Origin of the sequence: Cryobacterium sp. M15 (assembly GCF_002929675.1) — a bacterium.
Lineage (GTDB): Bacteria > Actinomycetota > Actinomycetes > Actinomycetales > Microbacteriaceae > Cryobacterium > Cryobacterium lyxosi.
This window is the reverse complement of record NZ_PJJW01000030.1, coordinates 20,712-41,653: the sequence shown is the minus strand read 5'-3', so window position 1 is coordinate 41,653 and position 20,942 is coordinate 20,712. Positions and strand designations below refer to the sequence as shown.

Below are 20,942 nucleotides of genomic sequence, written 5' to 3'. Positions count from 1 at the left end.
GCAACGAAAGGCACAGATATGAAAAAAGATATCCAGATTGCATTTGGAGTAGACGTCGACGCTGTCGCCGGCATGCTCGGTTCCTACGGCGGCGAAGATTCCCCATGCGACATCTCGCGCGGCATGTTCAGCGGCGAGGTCGGTGGGCCGCGTCTTATTCGCCTGTTCGACAAGTACGACCTGCCCACCACCTGGTTCGTTCCAGGGCACTCCATCGAGACCTTTCCCGAGCTCACCCGCATGATCGTTGCCGCGGGCCACGAAATGGGCGTGCACGGCTACTCCCACGAGAACCCGATCGCGATGACCCGCGAACAGGAGACCACGATCCTGGACCGATCCATCGAACTGATCGAAAACGTCTCGGGCCGCCGCCCCACCGGGTATGTCGCCCCGTGGTGGGAATTCTCGACGGTGACGAACGAAATTCTGCTCGAACGCGGCATCAAGTACGACCACTCGCTCATGCACAATGACTTCGAGCCCTACTACGTGCGTGTCGGTGACAGCTGGAAAAAGATCGACTACGCCCAGAACGCCCAGACCTGGATGGAGCCGCTCGTGCGCGGCATCGAGACCGACCTGGTGGAGATTCCCGCCAACTGGTACCTCGATGACCTGCCGCCGATGATGTTCATCAAGGCCGCCCCCAACTCACACGGTTTCGTGAATCCGCGCGATATCGAGCAGATGTGGAAAGACCAGTTCGACTGGGTCTACCGCGAAATGGATCAGGCCGTCTTCACGATGACGATCCACCCCGACGTCTCCGGACGACCGCAAGTGCTCCTCATGCTCGAGCGTCTCATCGAGCATTTCAACTCCCACGAAGGCGTCAGCTGGAACACCTTCGACCAGATTGCAGATTCGTTCCTCGCCCGTTCCCCCCGAAAGGTTCCCTCCACATGAAACTGAAATCTCCCACCCTCGATCTCACGGCGGCGACCGTCAACGAGAAACGTCGCTTTCCCGCCTTCACCGTGAAGCAGACCCGCACCGCCACGATTCTGGCGCTGTTGGCCTGGACCGTTGCCGTCTTTGACTACGGACTGTTCGGCACGCTCCTTCCCGCCATGCAGGAATCCTTTGGCTGGACCGCGCCGGAAGCCTACGCGATCAACACCTGGATCGCCGTCGGAACTGCGATCGTCTGCTTCGGCGTCGGTCCGGTCATCGACCGCCTTGGACGACGCAAGGGCATGATGGTCACCGTCGGTGGCACGGCCATCGTGTCCGGCCTCACCGCTATCATCCCCACCGGAATGGCCTTCCTGAGCAGTGGCCTACTCGTGATCGTGCGTTCCTTTGGCGGTCTCGGGTTCTCCGAGCAGGCCGTCAACGCGACCTACATGAACGAGGTCTACCAGGTCACCGAAGACGAGAAGAAGCGCAAGCGCCCGGGCCTGAGCTACTCCTTCATTCAGGGCGGCTGGCCGCTCGGCTTTCTGCTCGCCAGTGCGCTCGCCCTGGCTTTTCTCCCGACCTTCGGCTGGCGTGCTCTCTATTTGATGGCCACCATCCCCGCCGCCCTCATCGTCTGGGCCATCGCACGCAAGCTCAAAGAAACTCCCCAGTTCGAACTGCACAGTGAACTCACCCGACTCGACAAGGCCGGGCGCACCGAAGAAGCCCACCTGCTCGCCGGGTCGTACGGCGTCGAGCATTCCTCGACCGCACCACTCAAGCTCATCTGGGAGCCGAAGCTGCGCCGCAACACGATCGTGTTCTCGCTCGCCTGGATCTTCAACTTCTTTGGCATCATGATCTTCAGCATTCTGGGCAGCTCCGTTCTCAAGAACGCCAAGGGCGTCGAACTCTCCGATGCCTTCTGGATGCTCATCATCATCAACGCCCTGGCCTACTTCGGCTACGTCTTCCACGGGTGGCTCGGCGACAAGATCGGCCGCAAGCGCACCATCATCAGCGGCTGGATCCTTGCATCGGTCGCCTTCACCATCATGTTGAGTCCCCTCGCGAACAGCCCCGTGACCATCGTGGCGAGCTTTGGCGCCGGCCTGTTCTTTCTGGTGGGCCCGTACGCAGCTATTCAGTACTTCATGGCCGAGTGCTACCCGGTGAGCTGCCGCGCCACCGGCACCGCGTTCATCGGCGCGATGAGCCAGCCCGGCATCGTCCTTGGTGGCGCGCTGTTCACCGCCGTTGCCGCCGGATCCAACACGGGAACCGCCGCGCTCTGGGTCGGCGCCCTCGGCACCCTCATCTCGGGTGTGCTCATGTTCGCCGCCAAGCCCATGGCAGAAGCACCCCTCGCTGTCGCACCGGAAAACGAGCTGAAAGCCCAGCGTGTCTGAAGCCCGCGTCGCCATCATCACCGGAGCCGCTAGCGGCATCGGTCGGGCCCTCGCCGTGCATTACGCCGGCGAGGGGGTGCGCAGCGTCATCGGCACCTTCCCAGGCGACCCGCACGACCCGCAGGAAACACTGCGGCTGGTGCGAGATGCCGGTGGCGAAGCCGTCGTGCACGAAGTTGACGTGCGCAGCACGGCATCCGTTGACGCTTTCGCCCAACGAGCGGTCGACGAGTACGGCCGCCTCGACTACGCCGTCGCCAACGCGGGCATTCTTCGTCATTCATCCCTCGCTGACATGACGGATGCCCGGTGGACCGACATGCTCGATGTCGATCTCACCGGTGTGCTGCGCACGCTGCGTGCCGGAGCCGAACACATGACCGAGGGCGGCGCCATGGTGGCGGTCTCCTCGATCGCCGGCGCGGTCTACGGGTGGGAGGGTCATGCCCACTACGCTGCGGCGAAAGCCGGCGTGCTCGGTCTGATTCGCAGTGTGGCTGTTGAACTGGGGCCGCAGGGCATCCGGGCCAATGCGGTCATTCCCGGACTCATCGAAACTCCGCAGTCACTCGACCCGGTCAATTCGCTGGGACCGGACGGACTCGCCCGAGCCGGCAAGGACATCCCCTGGGGTCGCGTGGGTACACCGGCAGAAGTGGCCAGTGTCATCGCGTTTCTCACTTCTTCGCAGGCCGGGTACGTCACCGGGCAGTCCCTCATCGTTGACGGCGGACTCACCGTGAAAATGCGCGCCTAGATATGGAACAGAAATGACCTTGCACCATCGCGCGTCCACCGGCCGCGGAGTCGTCGTCACCGGCGGCAGTAGCGGAATCGGCCGGGCGATCGTTGAAGCATTTGTCGCCAACGGTGACCGCGTGGTCGTCCTCGATCGCGCGGGCACCGACATTGACGCGATCAACGTCGACGTGTCGCAGGAAGACAGCGTGCGCGCGGCCTTCGCGACCGCTCGCCAACGACTTGGCACCATTGACGTTCTGGTGAACAGTGCCGGCCTGCTCACCGAGTCGCCCCTGCAAGACATGACACTCGCCATGTGGAACGAGACTCTCTCGGTCGACCTCACCGGGGTGTTCCTGTGCTGCCGGGAGGTGGTGGGGGAGATGCGCCAACAGAAATGGGGCCGCATCATCAATATCGCCTCCCAGCTCGCCATCAAGGGTGGCACCGGCCTGAGCCACTATTCGGCGGCCAAGGCCGGGGTCGTGGCTCTGACTAAATCGCTGGCGCTTGAAGTTGCCAGCGACAACGTGCTCGTCAACAGCATCGCTCCCGGCCCGATCGAGACCCCGCTCGTGCAGGGCATCTCCGAAGATTGGAAGAATGCCAAGCGCGCCGAATTGCCGCTTCGGCGGTTCGGCGTTGCGGCCGAAGTCGCCCCGACGGCGCTGCTGCTTGCGAGTGAGCCGGGAGGAAACCTCTATGTGGGGCAGACCCTCGGGCCCAACTCCGGCGACGTGATGCAGTAACTCGGACCGTCAGGTCAGTCAGGAACCAAAAATGTGCGGAGCATGCGGCACGACGGTCTACCCCGACCCGGTGATGGGCAACGAACACACCCTCAGAAATCGCATTCTGGTGGCGCGAACGGTGTCCTCCGTCTGTGCCGGCGTGCCCGGCGCACCTCGCATCGCGGCGCTCGCCGCGGGATGGTCGGTGACCAGCGCCACGGGCTCGATCTTGTTGTGCCACACCGTTGCTGACATCTGGCGCGCGCTCCCCATCCGAAGTGCGTCGGTGCTGCAGCACGCGCTCGAGGTGAGGGTGCTCGCCGAAGGGCCCGTGGGCCTTTCGGCGCGCGTCGTTGCCCTCGGGCTCGAGCTCACGCGGCAACGCTTGCTCGTTGGGCCACACCGCTGATCGGGGCACGAAGTTTTAGGATTACGCCACGTAAACAACACAAGACTGCGCTCGGCCGGAATCGATGGCCTGCGCGATTTCGGGATTGTGACCATCATGGCTGGACACGTCTGGTCGGAGCGTAGCAATAACATCGCCAGCATCGCGGCGCAGCGCGGGAGTACGGTGGCAGAACGACTAAGGAGAGCCATGACCCCGTCCGAACTGCTCATCGAAGAGTTTTCCCGTATCCAGGGATACGTAGGTGCGACCCTGAAAAACGCGACCGTCGCCACCCTCACGTATCGAGCGGATGCCGATGCCAACACCATTGCCTGGCTCACCTGGCACCTGTCCCGCCTGCAGGACGACCACATCGCCGACCTGGCGGGCACCGAGCAGGTGTACACCGAGCAGGGGTGGGCCGAACGATTCGACCTGCCGTTCGAGCCGAAGAGGATCGGCTATGGCTTCACATCCGCCGAGGTCGCCGACGTCCGCGCCGACGCCGACCTGCTTGGCGGTTACTACGACGCCGTGCACACCGTGACCCTCGCCTATCTAGCCAGTCTGAGCGCGGCGGACCTGGACCGGGTCGTCGACGAGTCCTGGACCCCCGCCGTCACGGTCGGTGTGCGCCTCGCTAGTGTGCTCTCCGACGACCTGCAGCACGCCGGTCAGGCCGCCTTCGTGCGCGGTCTCGCCGATCGCGCCGGCGCCTGAGCCGCGGGCGTCACCCAACACGTTGCGTTTGTTGTTTTGGCGGAGAATGGGGGATTCGAACCCCGCAAGTGGGGCTGTGCGTCACCCAACACGCTGCGGTTTGCTTATCTGGCGGAGAATGGGGGATTCGAACCCCGCAAGTGGGGCTGTGCGTCACCCAACACGCTGCGGTTTGCTTATCTGGCGGAGAATGGGGGATTCGAACCCCGCAAGTGGGGCTGTGCGTCACCCAACACGCTGCGGTTTGCTTATCTGGCGGAGAATGGGGGATTCGAACCCCGCAAGTGGGGCTGTGCGTCACCCAACACGCTGCGGTTTGCTTATCTGGCGGAGAATGGGGGATTCGAACCCCGCAAGTGGGGCTGTGCGTCACCCAACACGCTGCGGTTTGCTTATCTGGCGGAGAATGGGGGATTCGAACCCCGCAAGTGGGGCTGTGCGTCACCCAACACGCTGCGGTTTGCTTATCTGGCGGAGAATGGGGGATTCGAACCCCGCAAGTGGGGCTGTGCGTCACCCAACACGCTGCGGTTTGCTTATCTGGCGGAGAATGGGGGATTCGAACCCCCGAGGGCTTTCACCCAACACGCTTTCCAAGCGTGCGCCATAGGCCACTAGGCGAATTCTCCTGGCCGCCGTTTCAGTAAAGCAACGGCACCAGAGAATCTTACCTGTTTCCAGCGGATGCTGCCGCCACCGGCCCAGACCGCGCTCGGTTGGCCACGCCCCACGTCGTACCCTAAACTGAGGTTCGGCTCCTCGCGTGGCGCCACCTTGGCCAATTCCCCCAGGACGGAAACGTAGCAAGGGTAACCGGGCTCTGGCGGGTGCGCGAGGAGTCTTTTCTCTACGGGGAAGCGCGGGGGCAATCAGGGCTGCGCCCTTGTGCCGAAACGGCTGGGCAGGCGTTCTCGATTGAGAAGCGCAGGTGCACAGTGGTATCCGTGGGTGCTGTTGGACAGCCGACCGATGCGCGGCCAACCTAAAGATATGGAATACACCCAGCTTGGCCGCTCCGGCCTCAAAGTTTCTCGCCTCTGCCTCGGCACCATGAACTTCGGCCCGGAAACGGACCCGTCCGAATCGTTCGCCATTTTGGACGCCGCCCAGGCCGCGGGAATCAACTATGTCGACACTGCGAACGTCTACGGCGGTCGCCTCGGGCACGGTGCGACCGAGAAGATCGTCGGCGACTGGTTCGCCCAGGGCGGCGAGCGTCGCGATAAGACCGTGCTCGCCACCAAGCTCTACGGTGACATGACCGACTGGCCAAACAACGGCAAGCTCTCGGCCCTGAACATCCGCCGCGCCCTCGACGCGAGCCTCACCCGGCTCAAGACCGACTACATCGACGTGTACCAGTTTCACCACATCGACCGCAGCACCCCGTGGGATGAGATCTGGCAGGCCATGGAGACGGCCGTTGCGCAAGGGAAGATCCTCTACGCCGGCAGCAGCAACTTTGCCGGCTGGCACATTGCCACGGCCCAGGCCGAAGCGCGTCGACGTAATTTCACCGGACTGGTCAGCGAGCAGTCCATCTACAACCTGATCACCCGTGATATCGAGCTCGAGGTGCTGCCGGCCGCACAGGCCAACGGTATCGGCGTCATCGCCTGGTCTCCTCTGCAGGGCGGACTGCTCGGCGGAGTTCTCCGCCAGCAGCGAGACGGGAAGCGTCGCCTCTCCGACCATGCCGTGCAAGCCCTCGCGACTCACCGCGACGCCATCGAGAAGTACGAAGACTTCGCCGCCGAACTCGGCCACGAACCCGGCGACGTCGCGCTCGCCTGGCTGCTGCACCAGGGCGGCGTCACCGCCCCGATCATCGGTCCGCGCACGCAGGACCAGCTGGCTGCGGGCATCCGCGCACTCGATGTGAAACTCGACGCGTCGGTACTGGCCCGCCTCGACGAGATCTTCCCCGGCAAGAAGAGCGCTCCGGAAGACTACGCATGGTGATGCGCGGGCTCGACGTCTTGTTCATCGGCGGTACCGGCGTGATCAGCGCTGCCGCCGCTGCACGAGCGGTCGCGACCGGGCACCGCCTCACGGTGCTGAACCGGGCGACGACGACCCAGCGGCCGGTTCCCGCCGGTGTGGAGGTGCTCACGGCAGACGGGCGCAACCCGGCCTCGATCCGGGCTGCCGTGGGTCGGCGAACCTTCGATGTCGTCGTGGACTTCGTTGCGTTCACGGCTGAGCACGTGGCGGCAGATATCGAGCTGTTCTCGGGGCATACGGGCCAGTTCGTGTTCATCAGCTCGGCGTCGGCCTACCAGAAGCCGCCGGCTCGACTGCCCATTCTGGAATCCACGCCGCTTCGAAACCCCTACTCGCAGTATTCGAGAGACAAGATTGCCTGCGAAGACCTGTTGGTCGCGGCCTACCGTGAGCAGGGATTCCCGGTCACGATCGTGCGCCCCTCGCACACCTACGACCAGACGGCGATTCCACTCACCGGCGGGTGGAGTGACATCGTCAGCATGCGCGCCGGCCGCCCCGTGCTGGTGCACGGTGACGGCACCTCGCTCTGGACGATCACGCACAGCCAAGACTTCGCAAAGGCCTTTGTCGGGCTGTTCGGCCTGCCGCAGGCCATCGGCGACAGTTTCACCATCACCTCCGACGAATTTCTGCCGTGGAATAGAATCTACGAGCTTTACGCCGAGGCAGCGGGCGTGCCACTGCCCGAGCTGGTGCACGTGGCGTCGGAGACCATCGCGGCTGCGGTGCCGCATCTCGGCCCGGCACTACTCGGCGACAAGGCGCATTCCGTCATCTTCGACAACAGCAAGATCAAGGCGCTCGTGCCCGATTTTGTCTGCACCACCCCGCTCGCGCTCGGCGCGCGCGACACCATCCGCTGGTACGACGCACACCCCGACGCGCAAATCAGAGACACGGGCCTCGAGCGCAGCTTCGAGGCGCTCATTGACGCGGCGAGGACGAGGGGTTAGCAAACAGGAAAAAGCGTTTCGGCTCAGGTGGCGGCGGCGGAGGTAGCGTCGACCGAGTTGCCCGCAACCTGAACCGCCACGTTTGCCAAGAGCTGATCCAGGAACGCCGTGGCGGCCGGGCTCGGCTCGTCGGCGACGGCGACCGCGACACTCCACGTCGGCAGGCCGCCGGGCAATTCGATCGTGCGCAGGGTTTCGGGACGCTTGGCGGCGAAGCTCGCCGGAACAATGGCGACTCCGAGGTTGTAGCCCACCAGATCCAGTAGAGAATGCACGTCGTTGACCTCCATCGCCGCCCGATAGTCGAATCCGGCTGCGGCACAGGCCCGTCGGGCGAGCACGTGCGCGGCCCAACCGGACTGAAAACCGATCAGCGACTCGGTGCGCAAAGACTCCAGAGTGATCAAGGATCGGCCGGCCAGCGGATGCTCGGGGTGAGCGAGTACAACGAGCCTTTGCGTACCGAGCTCGTGCAGGGTAACCCCTGGCGGGGTGGGACCGGTCTCGACGACGACCGCGATATCCGCTCGCCCGCTTGCGACGCTCTCGATGAGTTCGACCGAACCCGCGTAGCGCAGTCTGACCTCGACACCACGGTTGACCGTGCGGAACTGCGCCAGCTCGGCGGGCAGGTCGATTGCGCCGGCGCACGGTTCGGCCCCGACGGTGAGCCGGCCGCGCATGAGACCACGAACGGCCGCGACCGCATTCTGCGCGGCGGCGGCGCTGGCCAGCGTGCGCAGGGCGTCCGCCAGAAGCGCCTGTCCGGCCGCGGTCAGTTCTACCCGTCGAGTACTGCGGGCGAAAAGCGACATCCCGAGTTCACCTTCGAGGGCACGAATCGAAGCCGAGAGGCCGGACTGTGAGATCTGTAAGAGGTCGGCGGCATGGGTGAAGTGACGTTCCTCGGCGACCGTAACGAAATGTTCAAGTTGACGGAGTTCCATTCAACGATCCTATGACTGGATCAGGTCGCGTTCAGAAGTGAATCTACTGGACTGAAGCCCGGGGGTGGACGCCTCCGCGGCCAACGGGACCTTTGGCACTTGAGGCACGACCAAGGCTCAATAGGATGGAGGAAGCGCGGCTGCGTGGCCGCGAGACGATGCGGAGGACCGATGATCCATGATTCCGGCACCATGACCTGGCCTACGCGTGCACCCGCACCGCTTAGCCCGGAGGCCCTCGCGAGTATCGACGCCTGGTGGCGTGCCGCGAATTACCTGACCGTCGGCCAGATCTATCTGCTCGGCAACGCCCTGCTCACCGAGCCCCTCACCCGCGACCACGTCAAACCGCGCCTGCTCGGCCATTGGGGCACAACGCCCGGCCTCAACTTTCTCTACGCGCACCTGAACCGCGCCATCCAGGAACGCAGCCAGAGCACTATCTACATCACCGGCCCGGGCCACGGCGGCCCCGGAATGGTCGCCAACGCCTACCTTGACGGCACCTACACCGAGGTCTACGCCGACATCGAACAGAACGCCCGCGGCGTGCAGAAGCTGTTTCGCCAGTTCTCCTTTCCCGGCGGAATCCCCAGCCATGCCTCGCCCGAACTCCCCGGATCCATCCACGAGGGTGGCGAACTCGGCTACGCCCTCAGCCACGCCTACGGGGCCGCATTCGACAATCCCAACCTGCTCGTGGCCGCGGTGGTGGGCGACGGCGAGGCTGAAACCGGGCCGCTCGCCACCAGCTGGCACTCCAATAAGTTCATCGACCCGATTCACGACGGCGTCGTGCTGCCCATTTTGCACCTCAACGGGTACAAGATCGCCAACCCCACCGTGCTCGCGCGCATCCCCGAAGACGAGCTGCTCGACCTCATGCGCGGCTACGGTCACACTCCGTACATCGTCTCTGGCGGCTTCGACGGCGAAGATCCGCTGCTCGTACACGCCCGCATGGCCGAGACCCTCGATCGGGTGCTCAACCAGATCGCCGAGATCAAGGCAGCGGCCGCGAAGGCCGATAAAAACAACGAGGATTTTGCCCGTCCACGCTGGCCGATGATCATCCTGCGCACTCCCAAGGGCTGGACCTGTCCCGCCATCATCGACGGCGTGCAGGTGGAGAACACCTGGCGCGCCCACCAGGTTCCGCTCGCCAACGCCCGTGACACCCCGGAGCACACGGCCCTGCTCGAAGAGTGGATGCTCTCCTACCGTCCCGCAGAGCTGTTCGAGTCCAACGGTGCTCCCGTCGCACACATCCGAGCTCTCGCCCCGGTCGGCCCCCTGCGCATGAGCGCCAACCCGGTCGTCAACGGCGGACTCCTGCGCCGTGACCTGCACCTGCCCGACTTTCGCAATTTCGCCGTCGACGTGCCAGAGCCGGCTGCGACGACGGATGAGGCCACGCGGGTGCTGGGCGGCTACCTGGCCGAAGTCATCCGCTTGAATCCCGACAACTTTCGCATCTTCGGGCCGGATGAAACCGCCTCCAACCGGCTGGCTCCGCCGGTCTACGAGGTGACCAGCAAACAGTGGGACGCCGAGATCCGGCCCGGTGACACGAACCTGGCGCGCGCTGGCCGCGTCATGGAGGTGCTGAGCGAGCACCAGTGCCAGGGTTGGCTCGAGGGCTACCTGCTCACCGGGCGGCACGGACTGTTCAACTGCTACGAAGCGTTTATTCACATCGTCGATTCCATGTTCAACCAGCACGCCAAATGGCTCAAGGTGACCGCCGATATTTCGTGGCGGGCACCGATCGCGAGCCTGAACTACCTGCTCAGCTCGCATGTCTGGCGGCAGGATCACAACGGGTTCAGCCACCAGGACCCCGGATTCATCGACCACGTCGTCAACAAGAGCGCCGACGTGGTGCGGGTCTACCTGCCCTTCGACGCGAACACGCTGCTGAGCACCTACGACCACTGCCTGCGCAGCGTCAACTATGTCAACGTGGTCGTGGCCGGCAAGCAGCCAGCGCCGAACCTGCTCACCATGACCGAGGCCGTCGCCCACTGCAACCGGGGACTGGGCATCTTCGACTGGGCGGGCACCGAAATTGCCGGTCAGGAGCCCGATGTCGTGCTCGCCGCGGCCGGCGACGTTCCGACGCTGGAGGTGCTCGCCGCCGCCGAGATTCTGCGCGAGAACCTGCCGGATCTCAAGCTGCGGGTCGTGAACGTCGTCGACCTGATGCGCTTGCAGTCCGAGGATGACCATCCGCACGGCCTGAGCGACAGCGCCTTCGATGCCGTGTTCACGCCAGACAAGCCCATCATTTTCGCCTATCACGGCTACCCGTGGCTCATTCATCGGCTCACCTACAAGCGCCACGGCCACGAGAACCTGCATGCCCGCGGCTATAAGGAGAACGGCACCACGACGACCCCATTCGACATGGTCATGCTCAACGACCTCGATCGGTATCACCTCGTCATGGACGTCATCGACCGCACCCCCGGTCTCGCTGCCCGCGCCGGCCTGCTCCGGCAGCAGATGCAGGACGCCCGCCTGGCCGCGCGCCAGTACACCCGGGACTTCGGCGAGGACCTGCCAGCGGTCACCGACTGGTCCTGGTCGAAGACGGATGTCGCGCCGCGCATCGACCAAACCGGCAGCGACAACATCTAGCTAGAACAAACTCACACCCCACATACGCTTGAATGGACACCGTGGCTCGAAGCATCTATATCACCAGCGCCGAAGGCAATACCGGCAAATCTTCAATCGCTCTCGGCGTGCTCGACACGCTCACCCACCTGGTGGAGCGGGTGGGCGTGTTTCGCCCTGTTGCCCGCACCGCAACCGAACCCGACTACGTCGTCGAGCTCCTGCTTCGCCACCTGCAGGCCAACGCCGGACCCGGTGCTGCGGCCGGGCAGACCTACGAGCAGAGCATCGGGGTCAGTTACGACGACGTCAACACCGACCCCGACGCGGCCCTGGCCCGTATCGTCGCGCGCTACAAGGCGATTGAAGCCAACTGCGACACTGTTGTCGTCATCGGAAGTGACTACACCGACGTCGGCAGCCCCACCGAACTCGCTTTCAACGCCCGCATCGCCGCGAACCTCGGCGCCCCGGTACTGCTCGTGCTCGGCGGCCGTGTCGGCCCCGGCGAGGGTGAACGCCTCGGCCAGAGCGACGCCCGCTCCGCCGTGGACATCGGTCAGCAGACCGACGTAGCGCTGGCGGAATTGCGCGACGAACACGCATCCATTTTGGCGATCATTGTCAACCGCGCCGACGAAATGGCCCTGGCCGAGATCATCCAGTCGGTGCGCGCCACGACCAACGCCCAGCCGGCGCGCTCGGGCGGAGCCTTCGGCGTGCCGATCTGGGCTATTCCCGAAGACCCCTACCTTGTCGCACCGAGCATGCAGAGCATCATGGAGGCGACCGATGGCACCCTGATCGAGGGCGACCCGGCGCTACTGGCCCGTGAGGCGCTCGGCGTTGTCGTGGCGGCCATGTCGATGGTCAACGTGCTGCCACGACTGATCGAAGGCGCTGTCGTCGTCGTGCCTGGTGACCGCGAAGACGTGCTGCTGGCCGTGCTACTCGCCAACGCCTCCGCAACGTTCCCATCGATCGCCGGCATCGTGCTCAATGGCGGCTTCGAACTCCCCGACGCTATCCAGCAGCTGATGGAGGGCCTCGCCCCATCGCTGCCGATCATTCGGACGTCGCTCGGTTCCTACGACACGACCATGCGCATCACCCGCACCCGAGGGCGGCTCGCCGCCGACTCGCAACGCAAACACGACACGGCGCTGGCCCTGTTCGAAACGCACGTCGACGCGGCCGCACTGCTCGATCGGCTCGATGTGAGCCGGGCCGAGGTCGTCACCCCGCTCATGTTCGAGTACACGCTGCTTGAACGGGCCCGGCAGAACCGCCAGCACATCGTGCTGCCCGAAGGGGAGGACGACCGCGTGCTGCGCGCCGCTGCCACCCTGCTGGCCCGCGATGTGGTCGAACTGACCATCCTCGGCGAGGAATTCGAGGTGCGCTCGCGCGCCATCGACCTGGGGCTGGACATCTCCAAGGCCCACGTCGTGAGCCCCTATGACGACCTGCTGCGCATCAAGTTCGCGCACGAATATATGCAGTTGCGCGCCCACAAGGGCATCACGCTCGACCAGGCCAACGAGACCGTCACCGACGTGAGCTACTTCGGAACCATGATGGTGCAGCAGGGTCTCGCCGACGGCATGGTCTCCGGGGCCACCCACACCACCGCGCACACCATCCGGCCGAGCTTCGAGATCATCAAGACCCAGGTCGGTGTCGGAGTCGTGTCGAGCGTGTTCCTCATGGCCCTCGCCGACCGCGTGCTGGTCTACGGCGACTGCGCCGTCATCCCGGTGCCCACGGCCGAGCAACTCGCCGACATCGCTATCTCCGCTGCGGCGACGGCAGTACAGTTCGGCATCGAGCCGCGCATCGCCATGCTGTCGTACTCCACCGGCAGTTCCGGCGAGGGCGCCGACGTCGAGAAGGTACGCGCCGCCACCGCCCTCGTGCGCGAGCGCCGGCCCGACCTGCTGGTCGAAGGCCCGATTCAGTACGATGCGGCAGCGGATGCCGCGGTCGCCGCCACCAAGATGCCCGGTTCCAGCGTGGCTGGCCGCGCCACGGTGTTCATCTTTCCCGACCTCAACACCGGCAACAACACCTACAAGGCGGTGCAGCGCAGCGCTGGCGCCGTCGCGATCGGCCCCGTGCTGCAGGGCCTGCGCAAGGCGATCAACGACCTCTCCCGCGGTGCCCTGGTGCAGGACATTGTCAACACCGTCGCGATCACGGCCATCCAGGCGGCCGGGCTTGCCTCCGCTTTGGACACCGGCGCGCGGAACAGTCTTGTCGTGGATGCCACACCCGCCGGGGCAACTCGGTGACTGCGGTTCTCGTCGTCAACTCAGGCTCGAGCTCGTTCAAATATCAGCTGATCGAAATGGATACCGAGACCACGTTGGCGAGCGGTCTGGTCGAGCGCATCGGCGAGCTCATGGGGGCGGCCGCACACTCTGTCGCCGGGGTGGCGGCGACTACCGCAGAGGCGGACGTCGCGTCGAAAACTCCAGGTCCGGCATCCGCTGATCAGAAATGGCAGCGTGAGCTGCCTATTGCCGACCACACGGCCGGATTTGCCGTGATGCTTGAGGCGTTCGCGACCCATGGGCCATCGCTCGCGGCCCACGCGCCAGTCGCGGTCGGGCACCGGGTCGTGCACGGCGGAGCGCGTTTTCACGAGCCGACCCTGGTGACGCCGCAGGTCGAGCGTGACATCGATGATTTGTCCGGGCTCGCGCCGCTGCACAATCCGGGCGCGCTGCAGGGCATCGTCGCGGCCGGTGAAGCTTTCGCGGATGTGCCGCATGTGGCCATCTTCGACACGGCGTTCCACCAGACGTTGCCTCCGGAGGCGTTCACCTACGCGATCAATGCCGATCTGGCGGAGCGTTTTCGCATTCGTCGCTATGGCTTTCACGGCACGAGCCACGGCTTCGTGGCCCGCGAGGCGGCCAACTTTCTCGCGCGCCCGGTGACGGAGCTCAACCAGATCGTGCTGCACCTCGGCAACGGAGGCTCGGTTTGCGCGGTCGCCGGCGGCCGTTCGGTCGAGACCAGCATGGGCATGACGCCGCTCGAGGGACTCGTCATGGGCACCCGCTCCGGTGACATCGACCCCGGCGTGCTTTTTCACCTGCACCGCAGGGCCGGACTCGACTTCGATGACCTCGACACCCTGCTCAACCGCGGTAGCGGGCTGCTGGGCCTCACCGGACGCGGCGACTTGCGCGATGTCATGGAAGCCGCAACCGCCGGTGACGGGCCGTCGCAACTCGCGATCGACGTGTATGTGCACCGAATCAAGGGCTATATCGGGGCGTACTACGCGCAGCTCGGCCGGCTCGATGTGATCTCGTTCACGGCCGGTGTCGGGGAGAACGCGCCGCTCGTGCGCGAACGGTCGCTTGCCGGGCTGGAGGCGCTGGGTATCCACATCGATCCCGAGCGCAACACGGCCACCGAACGAGGCGCGCGTGTCATCAGCGCCGACGATTCCGCGGTCACCGTACTGGTGATTCCCACCAACGAAGAGCTTGAGATCGCCCGCCAGACCCTGGCGACGGTGGGTTAGCTCGTTCGACCGGTGTGTCGCGGATCGACCGGATTTACACGCAGGCACAGAACAGTAAAGCGGCGCGAGCGCGGGCGAGTATCGGTGCAGGCAAGTACCATTGAGAACGTGGTTACCGCCCTGTATCGCCGCTATCGGCCAGAGACCTTTGCCGAGATGATCGGCCAGTCCCAAGTGACCGATCCGCTGATGACGGCGCTTCGCACCAACCGGGTGAATCACGCTTATCTGTTCAGTGGTCCGCGTGGCTGTGGCAAGACCACGTCGGCGCGCATCCTGGCCCGCTGCCTGAACTGTGCTGAGGGTCCTACCGACACCCCCTGCGGTGTCTGCCCGAGCTGTGTGGAACTTGCCCGCGATGGCGGGGGCTCCCTCGACGTCGTCGAAATCGACGCGGCCAGCCACAACGGTGTCGACGATGCCCGCGACATTCGTGAGCGCGCTATTTTTGCGCCGGCCCGCGACCGCTACAAGATCTTCATCCTCGACGAGGCGCACATGGTTACGCCGCAGGGCTTCAACGCGCTGCTCAAGATCGTCGAAGAGCCGCCGGAACACGTGAAGTTCATTTTTGCGACCACCGAACCCGAAAAGGTGATCGGTACCATCCGTTCGCGCACCCATCACTATCCGTTTCGGCTGGTGCCGCCGGGACCGATGCTCGAATACGTGCAGCAGATGTGTGACACCGAGAAGATGGTCGTCGCTCCCGGGGTGCTGCCACTCGTGGTGCGCGCCGGCGGCGGCTCGCCGCGCGACACTCTTTCGCTCCTAGACCAGCTCATGGCCGGGTCCGACGGGCAGTCCATTGAATATGAGCGCGCCGTGGCACTGCTGGGCTATACGAGTGCGTCCCTACTCGACGAGGCCGTTGAGGCCATCGGCGCCCGCGATCCAGCCGCCGCGTTCGATGCGGTCGACCGGGTCATCCAGACCGGGCAAGATCCGCGCCGGTTCGTCGAAGACCTGCTGGAACGCATGCGCGACCTCATTATCGTCGCGGCGACGAGCGTCGCGGGGGCGGCGGCAGTGCTGCGCGGTGTGCCGCAAGATGAACTCGAGCGCATGAACGTGCAGGCCGCCGCTTTTGGGGCGGCCGAACTCTCCCGTACCGCCGATATTCTCAACGCCGCGCTCACCGAGATGAGCGGGGCCACCTCGCCGCGCCTGCACCTCGAGCTCATGATCGCGCGCGCCCTGATTCCCGCGACCGATGACACGACGCGCGGCGCTTTGGCCCGGGTCGAGCGCCTCGAGCGTCGCATCGGCGTCGACGGTGTTGCTGCGGCGCCCGCCGTTGGTGGCTCGGCGAATTCCGCGGGATCTGTGCCGCCGGCCTCGGGCGTGCTTGTCGCGCCTCTTGTGGTGCACGCCTCCTTTGCGCCCGCACCGCTGGTCGAGCCCGCCAAGACCGCCGCACAGGGAATGCTGCCCGTCTCTCAAACGTCGCCATCCTCCGCGCCCGCAGCCTCGGTGCCGATCCTGTCTCCACAACCACCGGTCGTGTCTCCACAACCGGTGGCCGAGTCCGCCACTTCGGGAATGCAGGCTGACCGCCCCGCTGTCGCCCCCGGCGCCCCGGTCACTCTGCAGCAGCTCAAGGACGCCTGGCCGGAGATTCTCGAAGCTGTCAAAAACGAGAAGACCACGGCGTGGCTCGTCGTCTACACCGCTCAGGTGCTCGGCCTGAACGGCGACGTGCTCGCCCTCTCGTTCCCGAGCCAAGCCGACGTCGAGAGCTTCAAGCAGCAAAAGGTTCCCGGAATGGGAACCAGCGATTTTCTGCGCACGGCGATCGTGGCTGTGCTCGGCCTGCGGGTCAAGTTCATCGCGCGCGTCGAAGCGAGCCGTGAGACCTCTTCGCCCAGCGCGTCGTCCGGGGCATCGCCGACCGTCGCCGCGGAGCCTGCGCCAGCGAACCCCGCACTCGAATCAACCGCAATTGCAGCACCTGCCGCTAAGGCGCTCGAAGCGGCCGAGCCAGATCCAGGGACTGCGGTTTCGGCGGCATCCCGGTCAGCCGTACCGACTGCAGCTATACCGACTGCAGCGACACCGACTGCAGCGACACCGACTGCAGCGACACCGACTGCACGTGGGGCTGGTGCTACCCCGCGCACAGCGTCCGTTCCGGCCGCTGCTGCGCGCGCGGTAGCGTCGCCGGGCGCAGGCGCGTCACCGGTCGCCGCATCAACCAGTGGGTGGGCCACCGTGGCCATTCCCGGTTCGCCCAATGGTCCGGCAATACCCGTCATCGCCGACGAGACAACGGACGCCACGGCCGACGCTGCTGCGCCGGTTTCGACGACTGCCCCGGTCCCGGTTTCGTCGTTCTCGTCCGCGACCTCAGTTGCCACTTCCGAGGCTGCGACTTCCGGGGCTGCGAACTCCGCGGTACCCGACGCCTCGGCCGCTGCGCCGTTTGCTGCGCCGTTTGCCGCGCCGCAGCGCCACGACGAGCCGCCGTTTGACGACGTACCACCGCCGTTCGATGACGACGTTCCCCCCGAGATGGACGCACCCGCCGACGAACGTGTGCCGAACTACGCGGGGCAGGCTGAGGCATCAGCTGTCCAGACAAACGCCGTGCAGACAAACGCTGTCCAGACAAACGCCGTGCAGACAAACGCCGTCCAGCCCAGCGCGCAGCGTGGGCGACAGCACCCGAACGCCGGCCAGCGCGGCGCCCCAAAAGATCCGTCGCGGGCGCCGTCGTTCGCGACGAAGCAGCGTTACGGCGAGGCCGTCGTGCGCGAGATACTCGGCGCCACCTTCATCGAAGAGCAGCCGTACACCGCGGCGCCCCGAACCAGAAACGACTACTAGACCATGTATGAAGGCATCGTTCAAGAACTGATCGACGAGCTCGGCCAGCTTCCGGGTATCGGACCAAAGTCCGCCCAGCGCATCGCATTCCACATTCTGCAGACCGAGAAGTTCGACGTGACCCGGTTGGCGAACGTGCTGCTCGAGGTGCGCGACAAGGTGCGATTCTGTGAAATTTGTGGCAATGTTTCCGAACAGCCGACCTGTCTCATCTGCCGCGACCCACGTCGCGACCCCACGTCGATCTGCGTGGTGGAAGAGGCCAAAGACGTCGTAGCGATAGAACGCACCCGCGAGTTCAAGGGGCTGTACCACGTGCTCGGCGGCGCCATCAGCCCGATCGACGGCGTCGGCCCCGACGACCTGCGCATTCGCCAGCTGATGCAGCGTCTCGCCGATAACACGGTGCAGGAGGTTATCATCGCGACCGACCCGAACCTCGAGGGGGAGGCTACCGCGACCTACCTGTCGCGCCTGCTCACAACCCTCGAGATCAAGGTGACCCGCCTCGCCTCCGGTCTTCCGGTGGGCGGCGACCTTGAGTACGCCGACGAGGTCACCCTCGGCCGCGCCTTCGAGGGTCGCCGCGAGGTCGCGCACTAGCCACTCCCACCCCGCCCCAGCCTGCAGCGCAGCGTCACATGGCACCGACCCCGAGCGCCAGCATTTAGGATGGAACCTTGGACGGGGCGCGCATCATCGGCCCGCAAACCCCCATCTCAGGAGTCACATGAGCTTGATCGTGCAGAAGTTCGGCGGGTCATCCGTCGCCGATGCCGAAAGTATCAAGAGGGTCGCCAAGCGCATCGTCGACACCCGCAGGGCTGGCAACGAGGTCGTCGTCGCCGTCTCGGCGATGGGCGACAGCACTGACGAACTGCTCGACCTCGCCCACCAGGTCACCCCGCTGCCCGCCCCGCGCGAACTCGACATGCTGCTCACGGCCGGCGAACGCATCTCGATGGCGCTGCTCGCGATGGCCATCAAAAGCCTCGGCTACGACGCACGCTCCTTCACCGGAAGCCAGGCCGGCATGATCACGGATGCCCGGCACGGTTCCGCGCGTATCGTCGACGTCACACCGGGGCGTATCCGCTCGGCGCTCGACGAGGGCGCCGTCGCCATCGTTGCCGGTTTCCAGGGTTTCAACCGCGACACCAAAGACATCACCACCCTCGGACGCGGGGGCTCCGACACCACCGCCGTCGCCCTCGCCGCTGCCCTCGGCGCCGACATCTGCGAGATCTACACCGATGTCGATGGCGTCTTCACAGCGGATCCGCGCGTCGTTCCCCGCGCTCGCAAACTCGAGCGCGTCACGAGCGAAGAGATGCTGGAACTCGCCGCTGCGGGGGCCAAGGTTCTGTATATTCGCGCTGTGGAATATGCGCGTCGCCACGGCGTCACGCTCCACGTGCGCTCCTCGTTCAACAACAACACCGGCACCATCGTGTACAACGCCGTGACCGCGCGAGAAAAAGGAGAAATCGTGGAAGAGCCAATCATCGCCGGAATCGCCGCTGACCTGAGCGAGGCGAAGGTCACCGTGGTCGGTGTGCCCGACATCCCGGGCAAGGCCGCGCTCATCTTCAAGATCGTCGCGCGCACCAACGCCAACGTCGACATGATCGTGCAGAACGTGTCGGCTGCCGCCACCGGGCTCACCGATATCTCGTTTACGCTGCCTAAGTCGGAAGGGGAGCGGGTACTCACCGCGCTGACCAACGAGAAGGACCTCATCGGTTTCGCGAGCCTGCAGTACGACGACCAGATCGCCAAGCTCGCCCTCGTCGGCGGTGGCATGCGCACCAATACCGGTGTATCGGCGAAACTGTTCGAGGCCCTCTACGAGTCCGGAATCAACATTGAGATGATTTCCACGAGCGAGATTCGCATCTCGGTGGTCACCCGGGCCGACACCATCAACGAAGCCCTCCGCGTGGTGCACACCGCGTTCGGGCTCGACGGCGAGATCGAGGCCGTCGTGCACGGCGGTTCCGGCCGCTAGCCCCTCGACAGCATGAAGTGCCCGTGAGGGCGAACGACGTTAGGAAACACACGTGACCACCTCAGCCAACACAGCCGGTATCAACATCGGCGTCGTCGGAGCCACCGGACAGGTCGGCGCCGTGGTGCGGCGCCTGCTCGAGGAGCGCAATTTTCCGGTCAAGAGCATCCGCTTCTTCGCCTCGGCCCGCTCGGCTGGCAGTACCCTCACCTTCAAGGGTGAGCCCATCACGGTCGAAGATGCGTCGATCGCCGACCCCGCCGGGCTCGACGTGGCCATCTTCTCGGCCGGCGCCACCCTCTCGAAGGCCCAGGCCCCGCGCTTCGCCGCGGCCGGCGTGCTCGTCGTTGACAACTCCTCGGGCTGGCGCATGGACCCCGACGTTCCGCTGGTCGTCAGCGAGGTCAACCCCGAAGCCATCAAACGAGCCGTCAAGGGCATCATCGCCAACCCGAACTGCACCACCATGGCAGCTATGCCCGTGCTCAAAGTGCTGCACGATGAGGCCGGCCTCGAACGGCTCATCGTCAGTACCTACCAGGCGGTGTCTGGCAGCGGCCTGGCCGGCGCGTTCGAGCTGGCCAGCCAGGTACGCGTCGCCGCGCAAGACGAAAACCTTCTACAGCTCGTGCACGACGGCAGGTCGGTTGCCCTGCCCGAGCCCACCATCTACGCCCGTCCGATCGCGTTCGACGTGATTCCGCTGGCTGGCTCCATCGTTGATGACGGCCAGTTCGAGACCGACGAAGAGAAGAAGCTGCGCAATGAGAGCCGTAAGATTCTCGAGTTGCCCGAGCTGCTCGTTTCGGGCACCTGCGTGCGCGTACCCGTGTTCACCGGCCACTCCCTGTCGATCAACGTCGAGTTCGCCAAGCCGATCAGCGTTGCCCGCGCCCAGGAATTACTAAAATCCGCCCCTGGCGTCGAACTGACCGACATCCCCACCCCGCTGCAGGCGGCCGGCCAGGACGCCAGCTTCGTCGGTCGCATCCGCCAGGACGAAGGCGTAGCGGATGGTCGCGGCCTCGCCCTCTTCATCAGTAATGACAACCTCCGCAAGGGGGCAGCCTTGAATGCCGTGCAGATCGCCGAGCTCATTGCGGTCGACCTCGTCGTAGCCTAACCTCGTCGTGCGCGGGCCCGCTTTCG

Annotated in this window: 16 protein-coding genes, 1 tRNA gene and 1 other RNA gene; 16 read left to right on the top strand and 2 right to left on the bottom strand. The window is 65.2% G+C overall.

Going from position 1 to position 20,942, the window contains the following annotated elements; all coding sequences use genetic code 11:
- Positions 1–18: 18 nt before the first annotated feature.
- The 6 genes from CXY83_RS03420 (at position 19) to CXY83_RS03395 (ending at position 4,895) form a co-directional block, all read left to right on the top strand.
- Entirely contained in the window at positions 19–909 is an 891-nt protein-coding gene (locus tag CXY83_RS03420; RefSeq protein ID WP_104196002.1) for a polysaccharide deacetylase, read from the top strand.
- A complete protein-coding gene (locus CXY83_RS03415; protein ID WP_104196001.1) occupies positions 906–2,312 on the top strand; it encodes an MFS transporter in 1,407 nt (468 codons plus the stop codon). Before CXY83_RS03420 ends, CXY83_RS03415 begins: the two co-directional genes overlap by 4 nt.
- Positions 2,305–3,069 (top strand): SDR family NAD(P)-dependent oxidoreductase, encoded by a 765-nt coding sequence (locus CXY83_RS03410; RefSeq protein WP_104196000.1) that lies wholly within the window; start codon positions 2,305–2,307, stop codon positions 3,067–3,069. Before CXY83_RS03415 ends, CXY83_RS03410 begins: the two co-directional genes overlap by 8 nt.
- 13 nt (positions 3,070–3,082) lie before the next feature.
- Positions 3,083–3,802 carry an SDR family NAD(P)-dependent oxidoreductase gene (locus tag CXY83_RS03405; RefSeq protein WP_104195999.1) on the top strand — a complete coding sequence of 240 codons (720 nt, stop codon included), beginning with the start codon at positions 3,083–3,085 and terminating at the stop codon, positions 3,800–3,802.
- 31 nt (positions 3,803–3,833) lie between these two features.
- On the top strand, positions 3,834–4,193 hold the full coding sequence (locus CXY83_RS03400) for a hypothetical protein (RefSeq protein ID WP_104195998.1): 360 nt from the start codon (positions 3,834–3,836) through the stop codon (positions 4,191–4,193).
- A gap of 189 nt (positions 4,194–4,382) precedes the next feature.
- Positions 4,383–4,895, top strand: a complete 513-nt coding sequence (locus CXY83_RS03395) for a DinB family protein (protein ID WP_104195997.1) — start codon at positions 4,383–4,385, stop codon at positions 4,893–4,895.
- A 541-nt stretch (positions 4,896–5,436) separates the two neighbouring features.
- On the opposite strand, the gene CXY83_RS03390 is transcribed toward CXY83_RS03395, so the two are convergent.
- A tRNA-Ser gene (locus tag CXY83_RS03390) sits at positions 5,437–5,524 on the bottom strand.
- A gap of 121 nt (positions 5,525–5,645) precedes the next feature.
- Here CXY83_RS03390 and ffs point away from each other — a divergent pair.
- From ffs to CXY83_RS03375, 3 genes are all read left to right on the top strand, one after another.
- An RNA gene (gene ffs / locus CXY83_RS03385) (signal recognition particle sRNA small type) lies at positions 5,646–5,742 on the top strand.
- Between the two features lie 143 nt (positions 5,743–5,885).
- Complete coding sequence (locus tag CXY83_RS03380; RefSeq protein ID WP_104195996.1) at positions 5,886–6,857, top strand: aldo/keto reductase; 972 nt, start codon at positions 5,886–5,888, stop codon at positions 6,855–6,857.
- Entirely contained in the window at positions 6,857–7,855 is a 999-nt protein-coding gene (locus CXY83_RS03375; protein WP_104196048.1) for an NAD-dependent epimerase/dehydratase family protein, read from the top strand. The genes CXY83_RS03380 and CXY83_RS03375 overlap by 1 nt, the downstream gene beginning before the upstream one ends.
- Positions 7,856–7,878: 23 nt before the next feature.
- Here the strand turns inward: CXY83_RS03375 and CXY83_RS03370 are convergent, their stop codons facing one another.
- The gene (locus tag CXY83_RS03370) at positions 7,879–8,802 is read right to left on the bottom strand and encodes a LysR family transcriptional regulator (RefSeq protein ID WP_104195995.1); all 924 of its coding nucleotides are present in this window, start codon (positions 8,800–8,802) and stop codon (positions 7,879–7,881) included.
- Positions 8,803–8,973: 171 nt separating this feature from the next.
- On the opposite strand from CXY83_RS03370, the gene CXY83_RS03365 reads away from it, so the two are divergent.
- From CXY83_RS03365 to CXY83_RS03335, 7 genes are all read left to right on the top strand, one after another.
- A complete protein-coding gene (locus tag CXY83_RS03365) occupies positions 8,974–11,442 on the top strand; it encodes a phosphoketolase family protein (protein ID WP_104195994.1) in 2,469 nt (822 codons plus the stop codon).
- Positions 11,443–11,483: 41 nt separating this feature from the next.
- Positions 11,484–13,712, top strand: coding sequence for a phosphate acetyltransferase (gene pta, locus CXY83_RS03360; protein ID WP_104196047.1), 2,229 nt, complete (start codon positions 11,484–11,486; stop codon positions 13,710–13,712).
- Positions 13,709–14,959, top strand: a complete 1,251-nt coding sequence (locus tag CXY83_RS03355; protein WP_104195993.1) for an acetate/propionate family kinase — start codon at positions 13,709–13,711, stop codon at positions 14,957–14,959. The genes pta and CXY83_RS03355 overlap by 4 nt, the downstream gene beginning before the upstream one ends.
- 108 nt (positions 14,960–15,067) lie before the next feature.
- Positions 15,068–17,785, top strand: coding sequence for a DNA polymerase III subunit gamma and tau (locus CXY83_RS03350; protein ID WP_104196046.1), 2,718 nt, complete (start codon positions 15,068–15,070; stop codon positions 17,783–17,785).
- 3 nt (positions 17,786–17,788) lie between these two features.
- Complete coding sequence (gene recR / locus CXY83_RS03345; protein ID WP_104192574.1) at positions 17,789–18,388, top strand: recombination mediator RecR; 600 nt, start codon at positions 17,789–17,791, stop codon at positions 18,386–18,388.
- A gap of 127 nt (positions 18,389–18,515) precedes the next feature.
- Entirely contained in the window at positions 18,516–19,793 is a 1,278-nt protein-coding gene (locus CXY83_RS03340; RefSeq protein ID WP_104195992.1) for an aspartate kinase, read from the top strand.
- A gap of 52 nt (positions 19,794–19,845) precedes the next feature.
- Positions 19,846–20,916 (top strand): aspartate-semialdehyde dehydrogenase, encoded by a 1,071-nt coding sequence (locus CXY83_RS03335; protein WP_104195991.1) that lies wholly within the window; start codon positions 19,846–19,848, stop codon positions 20,914–20,916.
- Positions 20,917–20,942 lie beyond the last annotated feature (26 nt).